Origin of the sequence: Longimicrobium sp. (assembly GCF_036388275.1) — a bacterium.
GTDB lineage: Bacteria > Gemmatimonadota > Gemmatimonadetes > Longimicrobiales > Longimicrobiaceae > Longimicrobium.
The window spans coordinates 1-21460 of sequence record NZ_DASVSF010000098.1; the positions used below are offsets into that span (position 1 = coordinate 1).

The following is a 21460-nucleotide window of genomic DNA, read 5'->3' on the forward strand; positions in this document are numbered from 1 at the left end:
GACGCAGGAGTGTGTGGCTTCTACGCACCGGAATGCGCGCTACTCCATCTCCTGCGTAGACGCAGATGAGGGCTAAACCCCTGCTGCCACCTTGGTTTCGTGCGGCCCTGGCCCGATACAAAGATGTGGGTAATGGGTAGCCCGCTTGCGGGAGAGGGGCCGGGGGAGAGGGCAGCCGGGGAATGCGCCGGCGCCATTCGAAACGCCCCGCCGTCCGCAAACCGAGACGAAACCGAGGCCCACGCTGCGGTGACCGCTGCCGCGCCCCGGCTTGGAAGTGCCCGAGGCTAGATCCTTCGCCCCGCGAGGGATGTTGTGCGGGCTGGCACGGTGCGCTTGGGGCTCAGGATGACAGATTGTGCGGAAAGGCCGGTGTAACGCACGGCACTGGCTCCCTTCCCCCGCGCGGTTTGCGGGGGAAGGGCTGGGGATGGGGGGCGCCTTCGGCATGCGCCGGCGCATTTCGAAACGCCCCACCCGTTACGTCCGCTCCCCCTCGCCTCCCCGCATCTTCTCCCGCAGCCACTCCGCCGCATAGTCGATGGCCGGGGGCGGCAGGATGTGCCCCGCGTTCCACCACTTGAGCTCCTTGGGCTCCTGCGCGGCGGCGAACAGCCGCTCCGCCTGGTCGGGGCGCACCGTGCGGTCGGCGGTGCCGTTCACCATCAGCAGCGGGCGGCCGTCCAGCTTGCGCACCGCCCGCAGCGGGTCCGCCACCGTGCGCGCGATCGCGGCCAGCGGCGTGCCCGCCGGAAGGTCGCCCCCCGCCGCCAGGACTACCGCGCGCACCGACGGCTCGTCGGCCGCGGTCAGCACCGCCAGGAACGAGCCCAGCGAGTAGCCCGCGATGCCCAGGCACCCCGAGTTCACCTCCGGCCGGGCGGACAGGTAGCGCAGCGCCAGCTTCGCCTCCTTCAGCGCCTGCCGCCACAGCCCCACCAGCGCCAGCGGATTGCGCGCGGCTTGGGCCTGCAGTGGATCGCCGCGGGTGCCGTGGAGCGGAAGGTCGATGGCCAGGCTTGCGATGCCGTGCCGCATCAGCGAGCCGCCAACGCCCTCGGCCATGTGCTCCTTCCGCGACGAGTAGCCGTGCAGCAGCACCACCCCCGGCGCCGGGACGGGGTCGCGCGGCAGCAGCAGAATGCCCGGGATGGCCTCGCCCCCCGCGCGGAAGTCCAGCACGATGCGCCGCCCCGCGGGCACCGGCTTGTCGGAATGCGTGGTCTGGTGGATCTGCCGTTTCAACATGCCCGGCGCGCGGGGCAAGTTCGCTGCCGCCACGCCCCCAGCGGACCCGATTGCCGCCCCGTCGGGTATCCGGCTATTCTGTGCTTCATCAACGAGATGCAACCCCGCGCGCCCGAACGCCATGCGCTTCCGCCTTCGCTACTTCGCCCTGCTGCCGCTGGCCGCGCTCGCCGCCGCCTGCGGAGACGACCCGCTGCGCGCCGGCGTCTTTCGCCTGGACGGCACGTGGGTGGGGCGCAGCTTTCCGTACGAGCTGTCGTTGAGCTTCGACCACGACGACGAGAACCGGGTGACCGGCAGCGGCGAGCTGCGCGGCCTGACCGTGCGCACGTCCGACGTCTTTACCGACACCGTCGTCTCCACCCGCACGGACGTGTCGATAGAGGGGCAGTGGGACTATCCCGAGTACGTGCTGCGGCTGGACGGCGAGGGATACCACCCGGTGAGGATGGAAACCCGCCAGGCGCAGGCCGACACCATGAACGTCGTCCTGCGCGGGTCCGGATTCGAGGGCGCGCAGATCCGCCTGGTCCGCCAGACCCGCTCCGACTGACCTCATCACCGTCATCGAGATGAACGGATCCATCCGCCTGCTGCTGGCCGGGGCGCTCGCCGCCGCCGCGCCGGGCGCCGCCCAGGACACCCTTCCCACGCCCGCCCCCGTGGACGTGCCGCAGCTGGAGCCGGCGGCGCTCACGCTGGCCGGCGCCGACTGCCAAGGCGTCGCGCGCTACCTGAACGTCCGCAGCGCCTCGGGCGCGCAGCTTTCGCCGGACGGCCGCGAGCTGCTGTACCTGACCTCCACTACCGGCATGCCGCAGCTGTGGGTGGCGCCGGTGCGGGGCGAAGGCCCGGCGGCGGCGCGGCAGATCACCTTCGGCGCCAACCGCGTGCAGTTCGCCCGGTGGAGCCCCGACGGACGGTGGATCGCCTACGGCACGGACCGCGGCGGCAACGAGCGGACGCAGTTCTTTCTGCTTTCCCCCGACGGCACTAGGGAACGCGAGCTGACCCCGTCGGACGAGCATTTCCGCGACTTCGCGGGGTGGTCTCCGCGCGGAAGCCGCATCGCCTACGTATCCACCGAGCGCAACGGCCGCGACTTCGACCTGTACCTGCTGGACCTGGCCGCCGACGGCCGCCCGGCGGGCCCCGCGCGCATGGTGCTGCGGGGCGCCGGCAACCTGCAGGTAGAGGCGTGGCGCCCCGACGGTGAGGCGATGGTGCTCAGCCAGGGGCGCGGCGAGGCCGACAACGACCTGATGCTGCTGGATCTGCGCACGCAGAAGCTCGACACGCTGTTCGCCCCGGCGCAGATGTCCAGCTACCGCTCCATCCAGTGGACGCCGGACGGCCAGGGCTTCTTCGTGGCCACCAACCACGAGCGCGACTTCGCCGGGCTGGCGCACTACCACCTCCCCGACCGCCAGCTGCACTGGATGCAGCAGCCTCGCTGGGACGTGGAGCAGGTGGCCCTCTCGCCTGACGGAAAGTTCCTGGCGTACACGATCAACGAGGGCGGATTCTCGCGCCTGGTGATCCGCGACCTGCCGGGCCAGCGCGACCTGGGCGTCGCCAACCTTCCGGGCGGCGTGGTCGGCTCGCTGGAATGGGCGCAGGCCGCGCCGCGGCTTGCCATCGGCGTTTCGGGGCCGGGGACGCCCGGCGACGTGTGGGTGTACGACGCGGCGGCGCAGACGCTGTCCCGCGCGACCGAAAGCACGCTGGCCGGGCTGGACCCTACCGGCTTCGTCACCCCGCGGCCGGTGCAGTTCCCCAGCTTCGACGGCGAAACCATCCACGGGCTGCTGTACTCGCCCCCCGCCGCGGCCGGCGCGCGTCCGCCGGTGGTGATGATGCTGCATGGCGGCCCCACCTCGCAGGCGAGGCCGGGATTCGATCCCGTCAAGCAGTACCTGCTGGCGCGCGGCTACGCGGTGCTCGACCTGAACTTCCGCGGCTCCACCGGCTATGGACAGCGGTTCACGCAACTGGACAACAAGCGCCTGCGCCCCAACGCCGTGCGCGACATGCAGGCCGCCGTGGAGTGGCTGCGCGCGCTTCCGGGGGTGGATGGGAACCGCGTGGCGGCCATGGGCGGAAGCTACGGCGGATACATGACCTACGCCGCCGTGGCGCAGCTCCCGGAGTTCTTTCGCGCCGGCGTGCCCTTTGTGGGCGTGGCCAACTGGATCAGCGGGCTCGAGGACGCGTCTCCGTCCCTCAAGAACAGCGACCGCATCGAGTACGGCAACATCGACGACGCGGCGGACCGCGAGTTCTTCCGCCAGATCTCGCCGCTGAGCTACGCCGACCGCATCCGCAGCCCGCTGATGGTGGTGCACGGCGCCAACGACCCGCGTGTCCCCGTCGCCGAGGCGGACCAGATCGTCCGCGCCGTGCGCCAGCGCGGCGGCGACGTGGAGTACCTGCGATTTCCCGACGAGGGCCACGGCATCGCCAAGCTGGCCAACCGCGTGACGGCGTACCAGCGAATCGCGCGCTTCCTGGATCGCGTGCTGGAGCACCAGGCTCCAGCCTGCACGCAGTAGTCGAAGTTCCCGAGCTGAAGAAAGTAACCGAATGATCATTCGCAATCTGGCGTTCGCCCTCGCGGCCGTCGTCCTCGCGACGGGTGCCGCAGCCGCGCAGGACCCCACGTACGCGGTGCGCGCCGCCGCGCCCGCGGGGCTCAGCCGCGCGCAGGCGCAGGCCTCCACGCTGGCGCACCTGCAGAACCTCATCCGCATCAACACGCAGAACCCGCCCGGCAACGAGTTGGCGACGGCGCTGTACTTCGATTCGGTGCTCAGCCGTGTTCCGGGGGTGGAGACGCACGTGCTCCGCGTTCCGACGGACAGCACGCGCGCCAACTTCGTCGCGCGCCTCCGCGCCCGGAACGCGCGCCAGAAGCCGGTGCTGGTGATGGGCCACATGGACGTGGTGGGCGCCGACACCAGCAAGTGGGAGACGGACCCGTTCGAGCCCACCTTCCGCGACGGCTACCTGTACGGACGCGGCGCCATCGACGACAAGGGAATGCTGGCCGCCACGCTGACGGCCTTCGTCCAACTCGCCGCGCAGCGCGACCGGCTGGACCGCGACATCATCTTCTTCGGCACGGCGGGCGAGGAGGGCGGGCCGCCGGTGGGCGTGGACTGGGTGATCGAGAACCACCGCGCGCTGATCGGCGACGCCGAGTTCGCGCTGAACGAGGGCGGGCGAATCCGGGTGATGGACGGGCAGATCCGCACCGTCAACATCCAGACGACCGAGAAGGTGGCGTACAACGTGGTGGCGCGTGCTACCGGGCCCAGCGGACACGGCAGCGTTCCGCTCGCCGGCAACGCCCTTGCCGCGCTGGCCCGCGCCGTCACCCGCGTGCACGAGTGGCGCGCCCCCGTGCGGCTGATCGAGACCACGCGGCTGTACTTTCAGCGCCTGGCCACCATCGAGCAGAACGCGGAGGTCAAGCGGGCGATGCAGGACATCTCGTCCGAAGGCGCCTCGCGCGAGCAGATCGACCGTGCCGCGGCCGTCCTTTCGCGCGACCCGCTGCACAACGCCGTCCTGCGCACCGGCACCTCGCTGACCCTGCTGAACGGGGGATTCCGCACGAACGTGATCCCCTCGGAGGGGCGGGCCACGTTCAACGTGCGCATCCTTCCCGGCGAAGACATCACCGAGGTGGTGCGGATGATGAACCAGGCCGGCGGTGAGCCGAGCGTGACCTTTGCGCTGGACGGCGACCCCGCGCAGGCGCCGCCCCCGTCGCCCGTATCCACCGAACTCTTCCAGGCGATGGAGCAGTCGGCGCGGACGATGGCGCCCGGGGCCACGGTGCTCCCCTTCATGTCCACCGGCGCCACGGACGGCGCGGCGCTGCGGGCCATCGGCATTCCCACCTACGGGATACTGCCGATGCCCATGCCCATCGAGGACGAGCTGAGGATGCACGGCGACAACGAGCGCGTTCCCGTCGGTGCGCTGGGCTGGGCCACGGAGTACCTGTACCGCGTGCTGCAGCGGGTGGCCAGCTGAGCTCGACGCGAGGGACGAAACGCGCAAGGCCCGTCACAACCCTGGCGGGCCTTCGCGCATCTAAACGATACAGCGAGGGAACCTCGGGACGCATTCCGTGGTTCCATGCGGGTGCGCCGACTGCCCGGCGGCACCGCAATCACCTATCACCGGATCGGCAGGACATGAAAAAGACAGTGTCACTTCTGCTCGCGGCCTCGTTCCTGGCCGTGGCCGCTCCCGCGGCGGCGCAGCTTCCCGTGAGCGTGGAGCTTCGCCTGGATGCGGGGATCCCCACCGGCGACGCCGCCGACTTGGTGGACACCGGCGTGGGCTTCGGCGTGCGCGCCTCGCTGGACCTGGCGCCCACCTTCGCCCTCTACGGGGGCTACTCGCAGTTCAGCTTCGACTACGACGACGACACCGTCCTGGGAGACGAGGAGGTGGAGCTGGAGGGATTCGAACTGGGCGGGCGCGTGGGGCTGGGCACCGGCGGCGGGGTCGCCAACCCGTACGCCATGCTGGGCGCCCTCTTCCACGAGGACGAAACGGGGCTGGAGGCCGGCCTGGGCGCGGACTACGCGGTCAGCTACAACCTTTCGGTGACCCCCGAGGTGCGCTACCGCACCATCGACGACTTCAACTACATCTCCCTGGGCCTGGGCGCGCGCTTCCGCTTCTGAGCCGCGGCACCGGCTGGAGATCGGCACGATGAGAGCGGGACGGCGGCGGCGCCGTCCCGCTCTCGTTCGCGCCCCTTGGCCTTTCGGGCCACGCCGGGTATAGTTCACGATCCCTCGCACCGCCGCTCCACGCCCCCCCGTCCATCAGCCCCGGCCGCACCCGATGAACCGTTCACGCTGGCACCTTGCCGTCCCGGTCCTGTTCGCGCTGCTTTCGGCCTGCGATTCTCCCGCCACGATCCAGCCGGTAGCCTCGATTTCCATCGCTCCCGCTGAGCCCGTGCTCATGCTTGGCGACACGCTGCGCATGGCCGCCATTCCGAGGGACGGGGCCGGCAACATGAACGGCGGCCATGCGGTGACGTGGTCCAGTTCGGCGCCCGGCATCGTCTCGGTCAGCAGCGCAGGCCTCCTGACCGCGCAGGGCTGGGGCACGGCCACGATCGCCGCCGCCGCGGGCGGGCAGAGCGTGACGGTGCCGGTCACGGTGCGGCGCCGGCCCCCGGTGGTGACGGGCCTCACGATCTCGCCCGGCGAGGCGAACGTCGGGACGGCGGACGCTCCGGTGGAGTTCGCGATCACCGCCCAGGCGGAGGGGGGTATGGCGTCGATCAGTCTGCAGCTGGAGTCGGTGCGCCCCGGTGCCTTCAACCACCAGTGGCAGGCCTGCTCCACGGGGCCGGTGCCGGCCATGGGCACGTCGCGGGCAGGCACGTGGAAGTGTGCCATCCAGCTTCCCCGGAGTTCCGTGGGCGGCGATTGGAGGGTGAAGAGCCTTGGAGCGACCGACAGCGCGGGAACCAGGACCATCTATTCCGACGCGCAACTGGCCGCCACCGGGATGAACCCCGTCCTGAAGGTGCAGAGCCCGAACGAGGACGTCACGCCGCCCGTGGCTACCGCGCTTTCGGTGCAGCCGGCGACCGTGAACCTCGCGACGGGCGCAAAGGTCGTGGAATTCACCTTTACCACCACGGACGCTGCATCAGGGATGTGGAGGGGTTCCGTCGGGATCAGCCCGCCGGGCACCGGCGTGGGATGGGGGTGCGGCGGTGGGCCGCTGGAAGGCGAAGGGGTGGCGACGGGCACGTTCAAGTGCTCCATCCCCGTGCCCGCCAACGCCGCGGCGGGCAAGTGGACGATCACGCTGGAGGTGCTCGACATGACGCGCAACCTCCGGCAGTATCGCTCCGAGCAGCTGCAGGCCGCCGGCCTTGTGCACGAGATCACCGTCACGAACTGATCCGCGGGCCGCACCGGCTCTACTCGCCCGAGCCCCGGTGGCGCACCCGCGCCGCCGGGGCTTCCTGCGTCCGGAAGAAGGAGACTACGCCGCCGGGTTCGCCTGATGCAGAGTATCCAGCTCCGGTTCGGCAGCCGGCCAGGTTGCCCAGCGGCTCGCCAGCCCTGAGCCGCCCCACGCCAGCGCGAACACCAGCCCCATCACCAGCGGATGGTCCTTGAACCAGTAGACCGGCCAGATCCCCGCCCACACCGCGTTCAGCACCGAATCCACGCTGAACCCGATCAGCCACGAAAAGGACTTCTGTTCGATGAAGTCCATCACCCCCGTGGCCTTCCCCACGTCGCCGGCGAGGGTCTGCGCTTCCAGGAACAGCCAGGTCGCTAGCCCGATGACGCCGTACGCGCCGCCGCCCAGCTGCTGCACCATCGAGCGGGTGCGGCGCCGGACGTGCCCGGCCGCGCGGCCCCCGCGCACCATCCGCCACCCCACGCGGACCGCGGACGTCAGCACGAGGGCGACGACAAGCCACAGGAAGAACCCGGACTGGTGCCATCCCAGGCCCATGCCTGCCCCGATCGCCGCGCCCACCGCGGCGATCCCGCCAACGGCCATCCACGCCCGCGGCCCGATCTGCGCCAGGGGATGGGGGCGCGGCGCAGAAAGCCTGGGACGATTCAGCGGAGTCAGCATGTCAGCAGTCGAGGAGCGTAGTTGTAGGCCGAACAAGCGCGATGTACGGTGGAGCGGGGCGGGCGGTTTCAGCCGGGTCTTCGCTCAGCCAGGAAGATCCCGGCTGTCGCCGCCTGCGTGCGGGTGCCGAAAACATCGATTGCAGTCTCACCCGAGAGCCACTACATTTCGTTTTGGTTCCAAAATGCAACCACACGAGGAAAGATGCCGAGCCTGACGATAAAGTCCATTCCGGATGACCTTCTGAATCGGTTGCGCGAGAGCGCGGACGAGCATCGCCGCAGCCTGAACAGCGAAGTGCTCCATCGCCTGGAGCGGTCTGTTGGCAGCCTGGCCATGGACCCCGAGGCATTCCTCGCCCGCGTTCGCCGGATCCAGGATCGCACGAACCTTCCTCCGCTCACCGACGAACTGCTGGAGCGAAGCCGCCGCGAGGGGCGGCCATGATCGTCGCCGATTCCAACCTGATTGCGTATCTTCTGATTCGGGGTGATCGGACCGCCGAAGCCGAAGCGGTACTCCTGCGGGACCCGGCCTGGACGGCGCCCCTGCTCTGGCGTAGCGAGTTCCGCAACGTCCTCGCGTTGTACGTGCGCCAGAAGCACCTTTCACTTCGGGATGCCGTGCAGTACATGCAAGAAGCCGAGACACTCCTCGAGGGGAGCGAGTACCAGGTAGAGTCGGCTCCGGTACTCCGCCTGGCCGAGCAGACCGGCCGTAGCGCCTATGATTGCGAATTCGTGCACCTTGCCCAGGATCTGGGGGTTGTCCTGGTCACTTCGGACAAGCGGGTGCTGCAATCATTCCCCTCGGTCGCGGTGTCCATGGCGAATTTCGTAACGTAGGAACGGCGAAGCTGCGTCGCAGGCAGCGTCAGTGGCAGTCGCCGCGGCCGCGGTCCTCGAAGCGGCGGCCGGGGATGGGAACGAACTCCCACTCGTACCCGTCCTCGTAAAAAACCAGGCGCAGCACGCCGCGGACGTTGTTGGAAAGGGCCTCGCTGTTTTGCACGGGCTTGTTGCGCAGCCGGTAGGAGGGGGCACCGCCGGTTCCGACGACGAACTGGCGGATGCCGCGCTCGCGGTCCTCGCGCCCGTCCGGGTCCTGCGGGGCGAAGCGCTCGTAGTGGTGGTCGTGGCCGCTCAGCACCACGTCCACGCCGTGGTCGTACATCACCCGGAACGCGTCGGCCACGCGCGCCTTGCCGCCGTGCCGCCCCGAGCTGAACCGCGGGTGGTGGAAGTACGCCAGCGTGCAGCGCGAGGGGTGCGCCTTCAGGTCCGCCTCCAGCCAGCGCACCTGCTCCGAACCGGGCTCCAACGGCTCCTCGCTGTTCAGCACCACCACGTGCCAGCCGTCGTGCTGGTAGCTGTACCATCCCTTTCCCGCCTGGCCCGCCCGCGCGCCGAAGTAGCGGAAATATCCCGCCGCATCCTTCGTCTTGTACTCGTGGTTGCCCACGGCCGGCCGCGTGCGGTCCAGGTGCCGGCCCCAGGTGGGACCGTAGCAGCGCCGGAACTCCGCGTCCGTCCCATGCGGGTATACCACGTCGCCCAGGGGCGCCACCACGCCGCCCATGCGGTCCAGCAGCCGCGCCGTCGCCTCGTCGCCCCGCCAGAAGCACCCCGCGATGTCCCCCGCCGCCGCCAGCGACGTGTCGTCCCGGCCGTCGCCGCCGCGCCCACAGCCCGCCAGCAGCAACGCCGCGGCAATCAGGGCCGCGGCGCAGGAGAACCGAGACGATGTGAGCGGGACCATCAAGCGGCCGGCAAAAGCGCCGCCTGGCGGATGAAGCCGATGGACAGCTCGTTGAACAGCTCGGGGCGGTCCACGTTCACCACGTGCCCGGACTCGGGGATGATCTCCAGCCGCGTGAACCGGGTCTGCCGCTGCACCATCCGCTGCACCGGCGGCAGGAACATGTAGTCCTCGTCGCCCATCAGGTACAGCGTGGGAATGGGCAGCTCCCTGTCCTCGAACAGGCGCAGCAGCGGGTTTACGCCATACGTCAGCCGGAACCAGCGGATGAACTCCTTCTGGCACAGCTTCTTGGCCTGGCTGACGAAGAGCGAGCGGCTTTCGCGATGGCGCCGCCGCGGCATGATCACCCAGGCGAACAGCCGGTACAGCCACATGAAGGGGATCACCCGCTTGAAGGCGTTGCCCAGCCCCACCAGCACGCGCGAGCGAAGGTTCAGGCGGATGATGGCGCCGCCCATGATCATGCTCTTCACCCGCTCCGGCGCCATTTCGCCCAGGATGCGGATGAGGATGCACCCCAGCGAGATGCCCACGAAGTGCGCCTGCTGGATCCCGGCGTCGTCCAGCACCTCGACGATCTCGCCCACCAGGTCGTTGAAGGTGTATTCCCCCTCGAACGCCTTGAGCATGGGCGGCTGCGAATCGCCATGGCCGCGCAGGTCCACCAGCAGCACGTTGAAGTTCTTGCGGAACTCCCGCACCTGGCGGTACCAGATGGACGAGCTGCCCCCGGCACCGTGCACGAACACCACCCACTCGTGGTCGGGTGAAAGCATGTGCTTGCGGTAGTGCAGCATCGCTGGGCCCTGCGTGGCAAGTTTGCGGACGGCGCCTGCCCGTGGGAGGCGCCTCTGATACTCCGATCTCCCCGTTGCGTTCGCGCGGGGGGACCCGACCTACAGCACCCCATGTGCCTGATCGTCCTGGCCCTCGACCGGCACCCGCGCCACCGGCTGGTGGTAGCCGCCAACCGCGACGAGTTCTACGCCCGCCCCACCGCCCCCGCGGCGTGGTGGAGCGACGTGCCCGAGGTCCTCGCCGGGCGCGACCTGCAGGAGGGCGGCACCTGGATGGGCGTCACCCGCGCCGGCCGCTTCGCCGCCATCACCAACTACCGCGAGACGGCGCCGCCCCGTCCCGACCCCCCGTCGCGCGGCGCCCTGGTCGCCGGCTTCCTGCGCGGGACGATGGAGGCCCAGGCGTACGCGGAGGAGGTGGCGGCGCGCGGGGCGGCGTACAACGGCTTCAACCTGCTGGTTGGTGATGGAGACGGCGTGTTCTACGTTTCCAACCGCGCGGAGGGCGTCCACCGCCTGCACCCCGGCGTGTACGGCCTGAGCAACGCGCTCCTCGACACGCCGTGGCCCAAGGTGCAGCGCGCCAAGGCCGCCATGCGGTCCGCCCTCTCGTCCCCGGAGGCGGACGGCTGGGAGAGCGGGCTGTGGGAGATGCTGGGCGACCGCGTGATCGCCGCGGATGACCACCTTCCCGACACCGGCGTGGGCGCCGATCGCGAGCGCCTGCTGTCGGCGCCCTTCATCGCCTCCGACGTCTACGGCACCCGCGCGTCCACCGTGCTCACCATCGGCAGTGACGGCGAGGTGACGTTCGTGGAGCGCACCGCCACGCCCGACGGCTCGGGCGAAGCGCGCTTCCGTTTCCGCATCGACGGCTAGGCAGACCAGTACCACACCGTCACCACGCCTTCGCCCTGGTCCGCCGAGTGCCCGATCGTAATCAGCCGGCCGCGTCCTACCTGGGTGGCGAACGCCGCGGCCTCGCCGAACATCTCGTCCCACGACTTGTACGAGCTTCGGAAGTGGCGAGCCATCACCCGTGGCACGAGGGGGTCCGCGGAGGGCGCCGCGGCGGGCGCCGAGCGAACCGCCGGGCGGAGATCCACGGGCAGCGGCTGGCCGCATTCGCTGCACCATTGATACGGATGATCCTGGCGGATGGAGGCGCGGCAGTTGGGGCAGCGGCCGATTTCGGGGCTTAGCGCGGTCATCGATGAAGGCCTTTCCCGTTCCGGAAACGTGAACCGATGGGGCGTGTACGTGGATGCCGGCCAACGAGTTTCGTCGGGTGGACGGCGAAGGGCGGCACCCGTGCGGGAGCCGCCCTTCTGCCATGCCCGTAAAGGAACGAGCTATCGCGCGCCGCAGAGACGCGCGCCCTCGCGAAGCCGCGCCTCGATCATCTCGCAGCGGATGTACGACGGAATGCGCGTGAACGTCACCTGCAGGCTGCCGTCGTCCCGGTTCCACACGTAGCCCGCGTCGGCGTCGGGGTGGTAGGCCGTGCCGCTGTCCTCGTCGGGAAAGTTCACCCCCAGCCGCCGTGCCTCTCGCCGGCAGCACACCCACACCTCGGCCGTGATTCCCGTCAGCGTTACGGTAGGGCACGCCATCGCTTCCTCCCCCCTCGAATCCGGTCGTTCACCTCGAAACGGCCCGACAGGCGCAAGCCCAGTGCCGGAACCGGAACGGAGGCAATTCGGCGGCTTTGTTCGATGCGATGCACCTGCACCGAAGCGCATCGTTGCTACGGGACCGTTCTCCACCGCCCCACCGCGGGGGCCGCGATCGGCTGCGGCAGCGACTGCAGGTAGGCGATCAGCGCGTCCAGGTCGATCCACGACGTGGCGGTCCGCGGCGCCTCCATGAGCGAGGTGAAGCGGTCGCCGCCGCCGGCCAGGAACTCCGTCACCGCCAGGGTGACGGTGTCGGCATCCGCCACCACGCGCCCGTCCGACAGCCGGACCTCGCGAACGCGGCGACCGGCGGGCGCGGCGGGGTCCCACGTCACCCCCATCCCCGAGATGTGCGCGTCGGGCGCCGCGCCCAGCACGGCGTTCTCCAGCGCGGACTTCAGCTGCGCGCCCGAGACGCGCAGGGTGACCAGGGCGTTCTGAAAGGGCTGCAGCTCGAACACCGTTCCCCAGCTGATGGGGCCGGCCGGAAGGTCGCGGCGGATGGATCCGTTGTTCACCAGGCTGGCGTCGGCCCCGGTCTGCACCCGGTGCGCGTCGGCCAGCAGGTTGCCAAGCGGATACTCGCCCCGTCCACGCCCCGCGAACGCGACCGCGGAAGTGGCGACGGTGCGCTCGGTCACCGGCTTCACCCGCGCCTCCCACGCGGCGACGATGCGCGCCACCTGCGTGTCGGGCGTTACCTGGTCCGCCCAGGGCACCCGGATGGAGCGATGGGTGACGGCTGTCCGTCCCCCGCGGCGCTCCAGGTCGGTGACGCTGTAGGCGGTGGAGTAGGACGCAGCCTCCGCGAACGGAACCGAACCCGCCATCGTCAGCACGCGGCGGTGGGAGTGGCCGCCCACCACCAGGTCTACCGGCTCCGTCAGCGCGCGCGCCATCTCCAGCGCCTCGCCCGAGCACCCGGCCGACGATTCCTCCGGCTCGCTGCCGGCGCTTTCGCAGGCGGCGCCCAGGTGGGCGGTCACCACCACGAAGTCCGCCCCGGCGGCGCGCGCCTCCCGCGCGGCCGCGTCCACGGCCGGCGCCTCGGGGCCGAACTCCAGCCCCGCCGTGCGCCCCGCCAGCACGATCTCGGGGGTGGTCTGCAGCGCTACGCCGATGATGGCCGTACGCACGCCGTCGCGCTCCACCATCACCCATGGCCGCACCCAGGCCGGGTGCCGGCGCGTGCCGGCGACGAACAGGTTGGCGGCCAGCCAGGGAAAGCGACTGTCGCGTACCCGGGCCGCCAGGGTGTCCTGCCCCCAGTCGAACTCGTGGTTGCCGATGGCCGCCGCGTCGTATCCCGCCGCGTTGTGCGCGTCGATGGTGGCGCGCCCCCAGCTGAGGTTGCTGATGGCCGTGCCCTGCATGTCGTCGCCCGCGGAAAGGATCACCGTGGGCCCGGCGAAGCGCGCGGCGGCGCTGTCGAAGTGCGCCGCCAGCACCGCCGACCCGCCCGCGGCGCGCTGCGACACCGCCTGGGGCAGCAGCCGGCCGTGAAAGTCGTTGGTGTGGACGATCCGCACCCGCTTGGCCGCTTCGGGCGCGGGCGCGGTGGCGGGAGGCGCGGGCGAGCACGCGGCGGCGGCCAGGGCCAGCCATGCGGCACGGGCCGTCGCGCGGGGAAACGAGATCATCATCGGAAGCGAGCGGTGTCGGGAAGCACGGCCGGGTTCGTTTGCCGTCTGGCGATGCAATCGGTACGCCCGGTGGCGCATGGTAGGCGGGAGCATGGGCACTTCCCGCGCGGCGGCCCGAAGCCCGAAGAGAAAGTCCTTGCGCAATGGCAGCCCCTGCGACCATCATGAAGGAAGAGTGCAGGCTTGGAGTGACAATCCTTTGGAGGCGTTGATGAGCGAAACCGACGGCGGCAGCACCGGCCAGAACAACTCCGACTACGTCCAGGTATATCCCCCCTCGCCGTCGCGCGTGGAGGTGTCGGTAGACGGGTACACGTCGGCCTTCTATCCGGGGTTCGTCCGGAACGTGACGGTGCAGCGGGAAGGAACGGCCGTCGACCTGTACACGCAGGCCGGACCGTTCGTACTTCCCGCGGGCGCCGTGCTGCCGTGGGCCAGCAGCGAGTTCGAGTTCCGCGGCGGCCCCAACGCGCGCGACTTCGGCCTGGTGATCAACGATCCCCTGCACGAGATCGCCAGCATCGAGATCCGGCTGAAGCCCAAGGGAACCCCCGTGGCGCTCGCCGAGGGTGGTGAGGAAGAAACGGTGATCATCAGGGACGTGGTCGTCCTCTGCCCACCGAATTGCGCAATACTGCCCGGCGGATGACCGCCACGCTCCAGCTGGTGAACGCCGCGCTTACGCTGCTGTTCGGCATCCGGTCGCTGCAGGCGTGGCGTCACCTGGGCGCTGCCCGCTGGCGCAAGCTCGAAGCGGGCTGGCTGGTGACGGGCGCCTCCTTCGTGTTCGTCGGCGTGTTCGGGGGCGTGCAGACGCTGGCGGCCACGGCGGCCCTCCATGCGGGCCCCGACTCGCCGTTCTACCGCACGTACCTCGAGTGGAGCCCCGCCGGAAACATCGGGCGGGAGGCGGGCATGGCGGCGTACGGCCTGATGCTCGTCGCCCTGCTCGCCGCGCGCCCGGAGCGGGTGCGTCAGGTGTCTCTCGGCGCGCTGTGGGTGATCGGCGGAACCGTGGTGGGAGGAACGACGGCGGCGGCCCTGTACGGCACCATCGACAACCACGCCCAGATGACGGCCCTGGCGGTGCTTGCCACGGCCGCCGTTCTGGCGTCGCTGCTCGCCCTGCTGGTGGGCGTGATGAACGACGGGATGGACCTGCTGCTATGGTTGGCTGTGGCCGCGCATGCCGTAAAGGAAACCCTGGTGGTAAGCCTGATGGCCAGCCTGGCGCTGCTGGAAAGCGCCCGCGCCCTGGATGCCGCCCTGATCTTCTGCTGGATCAACGTCGCGGTAGCCATGATCGCTTCGCTGCTGGCCCAGATCCGCCTGCGCCGCGCCATCGAGAATCGGCACGTTCCCGCGCTCTTCGAACGGCTGCACGCCCTCCGCCGCCCCGCGGAAAGCTGAGGCGTCCGCACGGTGGCGGATGAAGGCGGATGCACTTGCCCGGCCGCCTGTTGAAGTGCACTTTGTAGATCGTCTGCAGTTCCCTCCCCGCCGTAAAATCCGTTTCCGGAGGCACAAAATGGAAGACCACAAGACCGTTTCTACCGACAGCTACGACGTCAGCTTTCATCCCGCGTTCGCCAGCTCGTGCGTCATCGAGCCCGTCGGAGGCACGGCCGAAACGCTGTACCGGCAGGACAGGAGCAAGCCCGTGGACTGCAGGGGAAAAGGGCATCCCAAGAAGCACACGATCAAGCTGAAGGGCAAGAACAACAGGCGCGACATCACCATCACCATCGACGACCCCAACCACAACATCGCCACCCTTCAGATCCGCCTGTACCACGAAGACCGCGTGCCCGGCGAGTCCGGCGAGTACAGCGAAACGTTCACGGTAGAGAACGACGCGCACACCTGCCCACCGCACTGCGTAGACCCGACCGGCTGACCCCTGACCTCGCGGTACTACGGTGATCACTCTCACCCTCCAGACGGGCGTCACGCTGTTCCTGCTGTGCTTCAGCGTGTACGCGCTGCTGGCGGCGCGGCGGATGGGAGCGTCGGCTCCCGCCGGGCACGCCGAGAGCTGGTACGCGGCCGGGCTGTTCTTCGCCGTGTACGGTATTGATAAGCTGGTACAGGGGGGCTGGGGAATCGCCGCGTTCATGGCGGGAAGCGAGGCGCCGGTGTACGCTGGTTACCTGCGCTTCGCCCCCGTGTTCAACCACAGCCGCACCTTCCTGACGTTCGTGCTGTACGGCGCGCTCTTCTGGATCAGCTACTCACGGCAGCTGACGCCCCGGCAGCGCATGGTGGCGTACGGGGTTGCCGCGGCCACGCTGGGATTGGGGGGGACGTATGGATATTTCGAGGGATCGCTGCAGGCGGGCCGCCACTACACCGCGACAGCCATCCTCGACGCGGGCGGGTTCATCGTGCTGGCGGCTCTGCTGTTCGTGCTGATGCTGCGCGAGACGGTCGACCGCCTGCTGTGGTTCGCCCTGGCGACCCATGGCTTCCGGTCGATATTCGGCGTGATCTTCCTGGCCGCCCTGGCCTGGGCCGATACGCCGGGAGGGTGGACGCCCCCCTTCTGGTCGATCGAGTTCTGCCGCCTTCTCTTCGCGGGGATGATGGCGTGGTTCGCGTACCAGCGGTACCGGCACGCGGAGCACCGCCAGCCGGTGCCGGGGCTGCTCCAGACGAGGCCGAAGCCCCGCCCCTCGTTCGGGTAGCGCTTCCTTGGAATATTCGATCAGGCCCGGTTCACCGGGCCTGATTTCTTTCGGGTCTGCCGCCGTGACACGATGGGCTGCATCGAAGGCCGGCAATCGTTGCCGGTAGGCGCCGGGGCTTACTCCACCCGCGGCGAGTCGTGGACGGGGGTCACGTGCACCATGGGTGGGCTGCGGTCGCCCTCGGGGCCCACGATGAAGTCGTACAGGTAGCCGGGACCCTGCAGCGCCGCCACCTCGTCGGGCCCGATGCCCAGCTCGCCCTGCCCGCCGACCACCCGGATGGCGCGCCCGGCCTGCACCTCGCGGGCGGTGAACAGCTCGGCCATGTACAACGCCCCCGGCGACCCCTGCCGGATCAGCGTGGGCGAGGTTTCCTCGATGAACGCCGCCAGCCGGTCCATCACCCCGTCGGCGCCGGTGGGCTGGCCGTGCTCGGTTCTCACCAGGGCCGCCACCCGCCGCCCCGCCTCGGTGAACTGGATCAATCCGTACGCCATCCGCTTTCTCCGCTGGTTTCGTGAAAGGGCCCGGCGCGTTGCAACGGTCGGGCCTGGGCGGCGCGGCGGGCGGAACGTCACGCTTGCGCGACCTCGCCGAGCATCACCCCGGCGGCCCGCAGAAGGGTCTGGTAGCGCTCCTCGATGTCGTGGCGGTCGCGCGGCTCTTCGGCGTTGTCCAGCGCCGCCCGGCGGATGGTTTCCGCGTGCTCCAGCAGGACCTGGATCTCGTCGCGGTCACCGCGGGTGCTGCGGATGACGGTGGTGATCACCTCCAGCATGCGAAGCATCACCGACGGGCTGCGGGCGCCGAACTGGCGGATCTGCACGAAGGCCGCGTCGGCCAAGCCGGAGAAGGTGATCGGGTGACGGTAGACCACCCGCACGCGGCCCTCGTCGTCGACGCGCACGGGGTCGGGGGTGCGCCCATGGGCGGCGCGGCACAGGGCGGCGCCCAGCCAGTCCAGGCACCCCATGGCGGTGAACGGGTCGTTGATGGCCGGCGACAGCGCGCGGATGGCCACCTCGCTCAGCTGGTCGGCGGCAAACTCCACGTCCTGCTCCGACGTCCGCTGCCATCCCAGCACGAAGCGGCTGCGGATGTCGCTTTCCCACCCCAGGTTCATGCGCTCCGCGGGCCACGCGCGCACCAGCGGCATCCCCTCGGGCACGAACTTGCCCGGCCGCCGCTCGATCACCAGCAGCAGGTCGGCCCGCCGGGCGATCTCCACCAGCGCGTTCTCGTCCAGCGCCTGCACGTAGCCGTCGGCGGTGCTTTCCACCACGGCCGCGTCGCGGTCGAACTCGTCGGGCAACCCGGGCGTGCGCTTCTCGGGCGGAATGCCGTTCTCCGGCGCGAACTCGCGCTCCACCTCGTCGGCCAGGTCGCGCCCGATCACCGCCACCACGTTGGGTGCCTGGATGGAAACGGCCACGTGGTGGATGAAGTAGATCAGCACGCCCATGCTCAGCAGCCCCAGCGCCAGCCCCAGGGTGATGGAGATGGCCGGGACGAAGCGCCCGGACTCGTCCGCGCCGCGGATGGTGCGCAGCACGAGCACGCAAAAGACGAACGTGGCGATGAAGGTGCCCAGCACGAACTGGTTGCCCGTATCGCGCATGAAGTTGTACAGGATGCGCGGCCCGAGCTGCGTGCTGGCGAGCGATAGCGCGGCGATGGTGATGGAGAACGTCACCCCCGCCGTTCCGATCACCGAGCCCGCGACGACGCTGAGCATGGCCCGCGCGCCCTCTGGCCCGCCGGAATAGATCCACCCGAGCTGGTCGACGAACCGGGCGGAAAGAAAGCGGTCCACCTGCACCAGCAGCACGGCTCCCACCCCCGCGAGCACGGCCATGATCGTGGGGATGAACCAGTAGGTGGAGCGCAGCGTTTCGATCAGGTGCAGCAGCTTGAGCTTCACGGCGTCGGCGGGTCAGGGTTCGCGCCGTTTCAACGCAAGCTCGGTTCCGGCAGCAACACAGGAAAGTGCGCTGAGTGCGGGAGTGCGGACCGGAGTGGGAGCGGGCGAGCGAATTCTCCCCTCTCCGCATGCGCAGCATGCGGGGAGGGGCCGGGGGAGGGGCCACCCCGGGGCATGCGCCGGCACCATCCGCAACGCGCCTGTCATCCCCGATGGCAGTTCGCGGCGGAAGGACTGGGATGGGGGGCGGCTGCGGCGACAGCCATGGACCAGCCCGTCCCTCAGCTCCCCAGCATGAACTGGGTGGCGGCCAGCCGGCCTTCGCGCTCCACGTACATCACCACGCCGGTCCCCGTCAGCTGCCCCAGCATGCGCGCGGCCTCTTCGGCGGTGGAAACGCGCACGCGGTTGATCTGCAGGATCAGGTCGCCCTCCCTCAGCCCCAGCTGCCGCGCCGCGTCGGACAGGCCCACGATCAGCGCGCCCTGCTCGCTCTGCAGGCCGCGCTCGGCGCGGATGGCCGGAGTGAGCGTCACCAGCTGGAAGTCGCGCAGCGCCTGGATGCGCTCCGCGCCCATCGACGGCAGGTCTCCCGGCTGCACGCGGATCGTGCGCTCGCGTCCACCTTCCATCACCCGCACCTCCAGCGGCTCGCCGTACGCCGCGTTCAGCAGCCCCGCCTGCCAGTCCAGCGGCGTGCGGATGCGCTTGGCGCCGATGGACACCACGCGCATCCCCCGCCGCAGCCCGGCGCGCTCGGCGGGCGAGCCCGCGACCACCTGGGAAATGCGCACCTCGGCCAGGCGGCGCGGCCCCTCGGCGCGCACGGCCTCGACGTCGGCGCCGATCCAGGCGCGGCGGTAGCGGCCGTCGTCCGCCAGGTCCAGCGCAATCCGGCGCGCGCGGTTGATGGGGATGGCGAAGCCCAGTCCCTCGCTGCCGCCGGTGCTGGAAAGGATCGACGAGTTCACGCCCACCACCTCGCCCAGCGCGTTCACCAGAGCCCCGCCCGAGTTGCCGGGGTTGATGGAGGCGTCGGTCTGGATGAGGTCCAGCGACACGCTGCGCTGCCCGCCGGCACCCCCGATGTTGCGCCCCACCGCGCTGACCACCCCCGCGCTGACGGAGGGTTCCGGGTTGCTGAGCAGGAATCCGAACGGGTTGCCGATGGCGATAACCCACTCGCCGATCATCAGCCCGTCGCTGTTGCCCAGCGGCGCCACGGGCAGCCCGCGCCCGCCCCGGATGCGCAGCAGCGCCAGGTCGTTCACCTCGTCGGCGCCCACCACGTCGGCGTCGAATTCGCGGCCATCGGGAAGCGTCACCATCACCTCGGAGGCGGCGCGCACCACGTGCTCGTTGGTGATCACCAGACCCTCGGGGGTGATGATGAACCCCGAGCCCAAGCCCGCCACCTCCCGCTCGGCGCCGGGCGGAATCATCATCTCTTCCCACATGCTGCGCGGCACCACGCGCTCGCGCCGCAGCACGTTCACGCTCACCACCGCCGGCGCCACGCGCTCGGCCGCGGCCACGATGGCGGTGCGCCGAGCCTCCTGCACGGCACTTCCGAGCCGGGCCGCCTCCACCGGGCGGGCCGGGGGCGGCTCGCGCAGCACGGCCAAGCCGTCTTCCCGGGCCACCGGCTCGTTGGCGCTGGCGCCTCCCCCGCACGCGGCGGCGAGCGGCAGGATCAGGAGTGCCGGGATCAGCGACTTGCGAGACATTCGGTCAGGTAGATAGGGAGATTCGGAGGGCTCCACGCGTTGGCGCGACGATGTACCCACGCAGGCCGGCGAGGTTCGCGCCGCCGCCGGATGTGCCGAGCCAAGTCCGGGATCCAGGCGCGGGTGAACCCGCGGCTGGAACAGCGGAAAGCCCCGCTTCGGGCCGCTGTCGCGACCGCTCGGGGCTTCACCTGCACGTACACGGGACCCGCCCCCGCCCCACGGGTGTCATCCCGATGGAGCGGCCCCGGCGAGCCTTCCCACGCACCGCAATCGGCAGCGACTGAGGGATCCGCCACACACTTCCGGTCGTGCACCGGCCCATCCGCACACCGTCGCCTGGTGCGAGACCCGGACGCGCCACCCGGATCTCCCCCACACCGAAGCAAGCCAGTCCGCGCAGGCGGACTTCGTGTATTTGTTGCAGCGAATTCATTCGCCCGTGCCGCCCCTCAGCCGGTCCGAGTCCCAGGGGTCTGTGACCGCTGCCGCGCCCGGGCTGGTTCGTGCCCCAGGCTAGATCCTTCGGCCCGCGAAGGACGATTTGCGGGCCGGTGCGGTGGGCTTGGGCCTGAATAGAAAAAGTCCAGTTCGTCCAAATCATAAACGGCGCCCGCGAGCCCTTTTCATCCCTCAGGGTCGGCCGGAGGACGGGGAAAGACTCAGGATGACAGGGTGTGGGCGTGTGGGCCAAGGGGAGGCGCGCGTGGTTCCCCCCTCTCCGCACGGCAGTACCGTGCGGGGAGGGGCCGGGGGAGGGGCGCCCCCTCAGAAGAACTGCTGCTCCTTGGCGTTCTTGCGCGTCAGGGGCACCACCACGCTGTCGCCGCGCACCGAAACGGGCAGGTTCCACTCCAGCGTGGTCTCCGGAAGCACGTAGGTGGCGTAGATCCAGAACCGCCCCTCGTCGGCCGGGATGGCGGCGTGCCCCCGCGCGTCCGTCGTATCGGAGGCGGCGGTCTCGGCCAGCTCGCTTTCCTTCATGCGCGCCACGCTGTCGAACGGCGCGAACACGCGCTGCCTCCACTGGGTCCGCGCGGCGCGGATGCTGTCGATCCGGGCCCGCAGCACCGTCCGCAGCGCCACGTTTGCGCTCGACGCCGAGTCGCCCGGAACCACCGGCGCGGCGTTCAGGCGCTCAAGTTGCTGTACGAGGTCTGCCGGGATGGTGGGCTCCGGCTCGTCGGACGCGCGGGCCAGTGAATCCATCAGGGCCTTGCGGTCGTACGGCAGCAGGTAAACGGGCATGTCCACGATCGGCTCGCCGCCTTCGGCGAGCGCCGCGCGGACGACCACCTTCGAATCGCTGCATCCGGCGGCCGTCACGCAGACGGCCAGAAACAGCAGCGCACGTTTCATCC

23 protein-coding genes are annotated in these 21460 nt (G+C 70.2%); 12 read left to right on the top strand and 11 right to left on the bottom strand.

What is annotated here, in order from left to right:
* Window positions 1-480: 480 nt before the first annotated feature.
* Window positions 481-1248 carry an alpha/beta hydrolase family protein gene (locus VF632_RS20305; protein ID WP_331024742.1) on the bottom strand — a complete coding sequence of 256 codons (768 nt, stop codon included), beginning with the start codon at window positions 1246-1248 and terminating at the stop codon, window positions 481-483.
* A gap of 121 nt (window positions 1249-1369) precedes the next feature.
* On the opposite strand from VF632_RS20305, the gene VF632_RS20310 reads away from it, so the two are divergent.
* The 5 genes from VF632_RS20310 (at window position 1370) to VF632_RS20330 (ending at window position 7194) form a co-directional block, all read left to right on the top strand.
* Window positions 1370-1801, top strand: coding sequence for a hypothetical protein (locus VF632_RS20310; RefSeq protein ID WP_331024743.1), 432 nt, complete (start codon window positions 1370-1372; stop codon window positions 1799-1801).
* 19 nt (window positions 1802-1820) lie between these two features.
* Window positions 1821-3800 carry a S9 family peptidase gene (locus VF632_RS20315; protein ID WP_331024744.1) on the top strand — a complete coding sequence of 660 codons (1980 nt, stop codon included), beginning with the start codon at window positions 1821-1823 and terminating at the stop codon, window positions 3798-3800.
* Between the two features lie 31 nt (window positions 3801-3831).
* Entirely contained in the window at window positions 3832-5289 is a 1458-nt protein-coding gene (locus tag VF632_RS20320; protein ID WP_331024745.1) for a M20/M25/M40 family metallo-hydrolase, read from the top strand.
* Window positions 5290-5453: 164 nt separating this feature from the next.
* Complete coding sequence (locus VF632_RS20325; RefSeq protein WP_331024746.1) at window positions 5454-5951, top strand: outer membrane beta-barrel protein; 498 nt, start codon at window positions 5454-5456, stop codon at window positions 5949-5951.
* Window positions 5952-6114: 163 nt separating this feature from the next.
* Window positions 6115-7194 (top strand): Ig-like domain-containing protein, encoded by a 1080-nt coding sequence (locus VF632_RS20330; protein ID WP_331024747.1) that lies wholly within the window; start codon window positions 6115-6117, stop codon window positions 7192-7194.
* An 84-nt stretch (window positions 7195-7278) separates the two neighbouring features.
* Here VF632_RS20330 and VF632_RS20335 read toward each other — a convergent pair whose 3' ends face one another.
* Window positions 7279-7887, bottom strand: coding sequence for a hypothetical protein (locus VF632_RS20335; RefSeq protein WP_331024748.1), 609 nt, complete (start codon window positions 7885-7887; stop codon window positions 7279-7281).
* 204 nt (window positions 7888-8091) lie between these two features.
* Here VF632_RS20335 and VF632_RS20340 point away from each other — a divergent pair, with 204 nt between their 5' ends.
* Window positions 8092-8334 (top strand): FitA-like ribbon-helix-helix domain-containing protein, encoded by a 243-nt coding sequence (locus VF632_RS20340; RefSeq protein ID WP_331024749.1) that lies wholly within the window; start codon window positions 8092-8094, stop codon window positions 8332-8334.
* On the top strand, window positions 8331-8732 hold the full coding sequence (locus VF632_RS20345; RefSeq protein WP_331024750.1) for a type II toxin-antitoxin system VapC family toxin: 402 nt from the start codon (window positions 8331-8333) through the stop codon (window positions 8730-8732). Before VF632_RS20340 ends, VF632_RS20345 begins: the two co-directional genes overlap by 4 nt.
* A gap of 28 nt (window positions 8733-8760) precedes the next feature.
* Here VF632_RS20345 and VF632_RS20350 read toward each other — a convergent pair whose 3' ends face one another.
* Both VF632_RS20350 and VF632_RS20355 read right to left on the bottom strand, forming a co-directional pair.
* On the bottom strand, window positions 8761-9645 hold the full coding sequence (locus tag VF632_RS20350) for a metallophosphoesterase family protein (protein WP_331024751.1): 885 nt from the start codon (window positions 9643-9645) through the stop codon (window positions 8761-8763).
* Window positions 9645-10445, bottom strand: a complete 801-nt coding sequence (locus tag VF632_RS20355) for an alpha/beta hydrolase (RefSeq protein ID WP_349264024.1) — start codon at window positions 10443-10445, stop codon at window positions 9645-9647. Before VF632_RS20355 ends, VF632_RS20350 begins: the two co-directional genes overlap by 1 nt.
* A gap of 111 nt (window positions 10446-10556) precedes the next feature.
* Here VF632_RS20355 and VF632_RS20360 point away from each other — a divergent pair, with 111 nt between their 5' ends.
* Entirely contained in the window at window positions 10557-11324 is a 768-nt protein-coding gene (locus VF632_RS20360; RefSeq protein ID WP_331024753.1) for an NRDE family protein, read from the top strand.
* Here VF632_RS20360 and VF632_RS20365 read toward each other — a convergent pair.
* The 3 genes from VF632_RS20365 to VF632_RS20375 form a co-directional block, all read right to left on the bottom strand.
* Window positions 11321-11656: a hypothetical protein gene (locus VF632_RS20365; RefSeq protein ID WP_331024754.1), complete on the bottom strand. Its 336-nt coding sequence runs from the start codon at window positions 11654-11656 to the stop codon at window positions 11321-11323. The genes VF632_RS20360 and VF632_RS20365 overlap by 4 nt on opposite strands.
* Before the next feature lie 141 nt (window positions 11657-11797).
* Window positions 11798-12058 (bottom strand): hypothetical protein, encoded by a 261-nt coding sequence (locus VF632_RS20370; protein WP_331024755.1) that lies wholly within the window; start codon window positions 12056-12058, stop codon window positions 11798-11800.
* A 134-nt stretch (window positions 12059-12192) separates the two neighbouring features.
* Complete coding sequence (locus tag VF632_RS20375) at window positions 12193-13764, bottom strand: bifunctional UDP-sugar hydrolase/5'-nucleotidase (protein ID WP_331024756.1); 1572 nt, start codon at window positions 13762-13764, stop codon at window positions 12193-12195.
* 211 nt (window positions 13765-13975) lie between these two features.
* Here VF632_RS20375 and VF632_RS20380 point away from each other — a divergent pair, with 211 nt between their 5' ends.
* From VF632_RS20380 to VF632_RS20395, 4 genes are all read left to right on the top strand, one after another.
* On the top strand, window positions 13976-14413 hold the full coding sequence (locus tag VF632_RS20380) for a hypothetical protein (RefSeq protein WP_331024757.1): 438 nt from the start codon (window positions 13976-13978) through the stop codon (window positions 14411-14413).
* Window positions 14410-15174 (top strand): hypothetical protein, encoded by a 765-nt coding sequence (locus VF632_RS20385; protein ID WP_331024758.1) that lies wholly within the window; start codon window positions 14410-14412, stop codon window positions 15172-15174. The genes VF632_RS20380 and VF632_RS20385 overlap by 4 nt, the downstream gene beginning before the upstream one ends.
* A gap of 118 nt (window positions 15175-15292) precedes the next feature.
* A complete protein-coding gene (locus VF632_RS20390) occupies window positions 15293-15661 on the top strand; it encodes a hypothetical protein (RefSeq protein ID WP_331024759.1) in 369 nt (122 codons plus the stop codon).
* A 22-nt stretch (window positions 15662-15683) separates the two neighbouring features.
* A complete protein-coding gene (locus tag VF632_RS20395) occupies window positions 15684-16448 on the top strand; it encodes a hypothetical protein (protein ID WP_331024760.1) in 765 nt (254 codons plus the stop codon).
* Between the two features lie 119 nt (window positions 16449-16567).
* Here the strand turns inward: VF632_RS20395 and VF632_RS20400 are convergent, their stop codons facing one another.
* The 4 genes from VF632_RS20400 to VF632_RS20415 form a co-directional block, all read right to left on the bottom strand.
* On the bottom strand, window positions 16568-16948 hold the full coding sequence (locus VF632_RS20400; RefSeq protein WP_331024761.1) for a hypothetical protein: 381 nt from the start codon (window positions 16946-16948) through the stop codon (window positions 16568-16570).
* A 77-nt stretch (window positions 16949-17025) separates the two neighbouring features.
* On the bottom strand, window positions 17026-18372 hold the full coding sequence (locus tag VF632_RS20405; protein ID WP_331024762.1) for a DUF2254 domain-containing protein: 1347 nt from the start codon (window positions 18370-18372) through the stop codon (window positions 17026-17028).
* A 281-nt stretch (window positions 18373-18653) separates the two neighbouring features.
* Window positions 18654-20099 carry a trypsin-like peptidase domain-containing protein gene (locus tag VF632_RS20410; protein ID WP_331024763.1) on the bottom strand — a complete coding sequence of 482 codons (1446 nt, stop codon included), beginning with the start codon at window positions 20097-20099 and terminating at the stop codon, window positions 18654-18656.
* A 768-nt stretch (window positions 20100-20867) separates the two neighbouring features.
* Entirely contained in the window at window positions 20868-21458 is a 591-nt protein-coding gene (locus VF632_RS20415) for a hypothetical protein (RefSeq protein ID WP_331024764.1), read from the bottom strand.
* Window positions 21459-21460 lie beyond the last annotated feature (2 nt).

What these genes read in the sequence shown, in the direction of transcription:
- VF632_RS20370 (WP_331024755.1), bottom strand. Translation starts at nt 12,058, where the DNA reads ATGGCGTGCCCTACCGTAACGCTGACGGGAATCACGGCCGAGGTGTGG.
- VF632_RS20310 (WP_331024743.1), top strand. Translation starts at nt 1,370, where the DNA reads ATGCGCTTCCGCCTTCGCTACTTCGCCCTGCTGCCGCTGGCCGCGCTC.
- VF632_RS20410 (WP_331024763.1), bottom strand. Translation starts at nt 20,099, where the DNA reads ATGTCTCGCAAGTCGCTGATCCCGGCACTCCTGATCCTGCCGCTCGCC.
- VF632_RS20315 (WP_331024744.1), top strand. Translation starts at nt 1,821, where the DNA reads ATGAACGGATCCATCCGCCTGCTGCTGGCCGGGGCGCTCGCCGCCGCC.
- VF632_RS20335 (WP_331024748.1), bottom strand. Translation starts at nt 7,887, where the DNA reads ATGCTGACTCCGCTGAATCGTCCCAGGCTTTCTGCGCCGCGCCCCCAT.
- VF632_RS20350 (WP_331024751.1), bottom strand. Translation starts at nt 9,645, where the DNA reads ATGGTCCCGCTCACATCGTCTCGGTTCTCCTGCGCCGCGGCCCTGATT.
- VF632_RS20305 (WP_331024742.1), bottom strand. Translation starts at nt 1,248, where the DNA reads ATGTTGAAACGGCAGATCCACCAGACCACGCATTCCGACAAGCCGGTG.
- VF632_RS20400 (WP_331024761.1), bottom strand. Translation starts at nt 16,948, where the DNA reads ATGGCGTACGGATTGATCCAGTTCACCGAGGCGGGGCGGCGGGTGGCG.
- VF632_RS20345 (WP_331024750.1), top strand. Translation starts at nt 8,331, where the DNA reads ATGATCGTCGCCGATTCCAACCTGATTGCGTATCTTCTGATTCGGGGT.
- VF632_RS20390 (WP_331024759.1), top strand. Translation starts at nt 15,293, where the DNA reads ATGGAAGACCACAAGACCGTTTCTACCGACAGCTACGACGTCAGCTTT.
- VF632_RS20320 (WP_331024745.1), top strand. Translation starts at nt 3,832, where the DNA reads ATGATCATTCGCAATCTGGCGTTCGCCCTCGCGGCCGTCGTCCTCGCG.
- VF632_RS20385 (WP_331024758.1), top strand. Translation starts at nt 14,410, where the DNA reads ATGACCGCCACGCTCCAGCTGGTGAACGCCGCGCTTACGCTGCTGTTC.
- VF632_RS20355 (WP_349264024.1), bottom strand. Translation starts at nt 10,445, where the DNA reads ATGCTGCACTACCGCAAGCACATGCTTTCACCCGACCACGAGTGGGTG.
- VF632_RS20415 (WP_331024764.1), bottom strand. Translation starts at nt 21,458, where the DNA reads ATGAAACGTGCGCTGCTGTTTCTGGCCGTCTGCGTGACGGCCGCCGGA.
- VF632_RS20365 (WP_331024754.1), bottom strand. Translation starts at nt 11,656, where the DNA reads ATGACCGCGCTAAGCCCCGAAATCGGCCGCTGCCCCAACTGCCGCGCC.
- VF632_RS20380 (WP_331024757.1), top strand. Translation starts at nt 13,976, where the DNA reads ATGAGCGAAACCGACGGCGGCAGCACCGGCCAGAACAACTCCGACTAC.
- VF632_RS20325 (WP_331024746.1), top strand. Translation starts at nt 5,454, where the DNA reads ATGAAAAAGACAGTGTCACTTCTGCTCGCGGCCTCGTTCCTGGCCGTG.
- VF632_RS20375 (WP_331024756.1), bottom strand. Translation starts at nt 13,764, where the DNA reads ATGATGATCTCGTTTCCCCGCGCGACGGCCCGTGCCGCATGGCTGGCC.
- VF632_RS20340 (WP_331024749.1), top strand. Translation starts at nt 8,092, where the DNA reads ATGCCGAGCCTGACGATAAAGTCCATTCCGGATGACCTTCTGAATCGG.
- VF632_RS20330 (WP_331024747.1), top strand. Translation starts at nt 6,115, where the DNA reads ATGAACCGTTCACGCTGGCACCTTGCCGTCCCGGTCCTGTTCGCGCTG.
- VF632_RS20360 (WP_331024753.1), top strand. Translation starts at nt 10,557, where the DNA reads ATGTGCCTGATCGTCCTGGCCCTCGACCGGCACCCGCGCCACCGGCTG.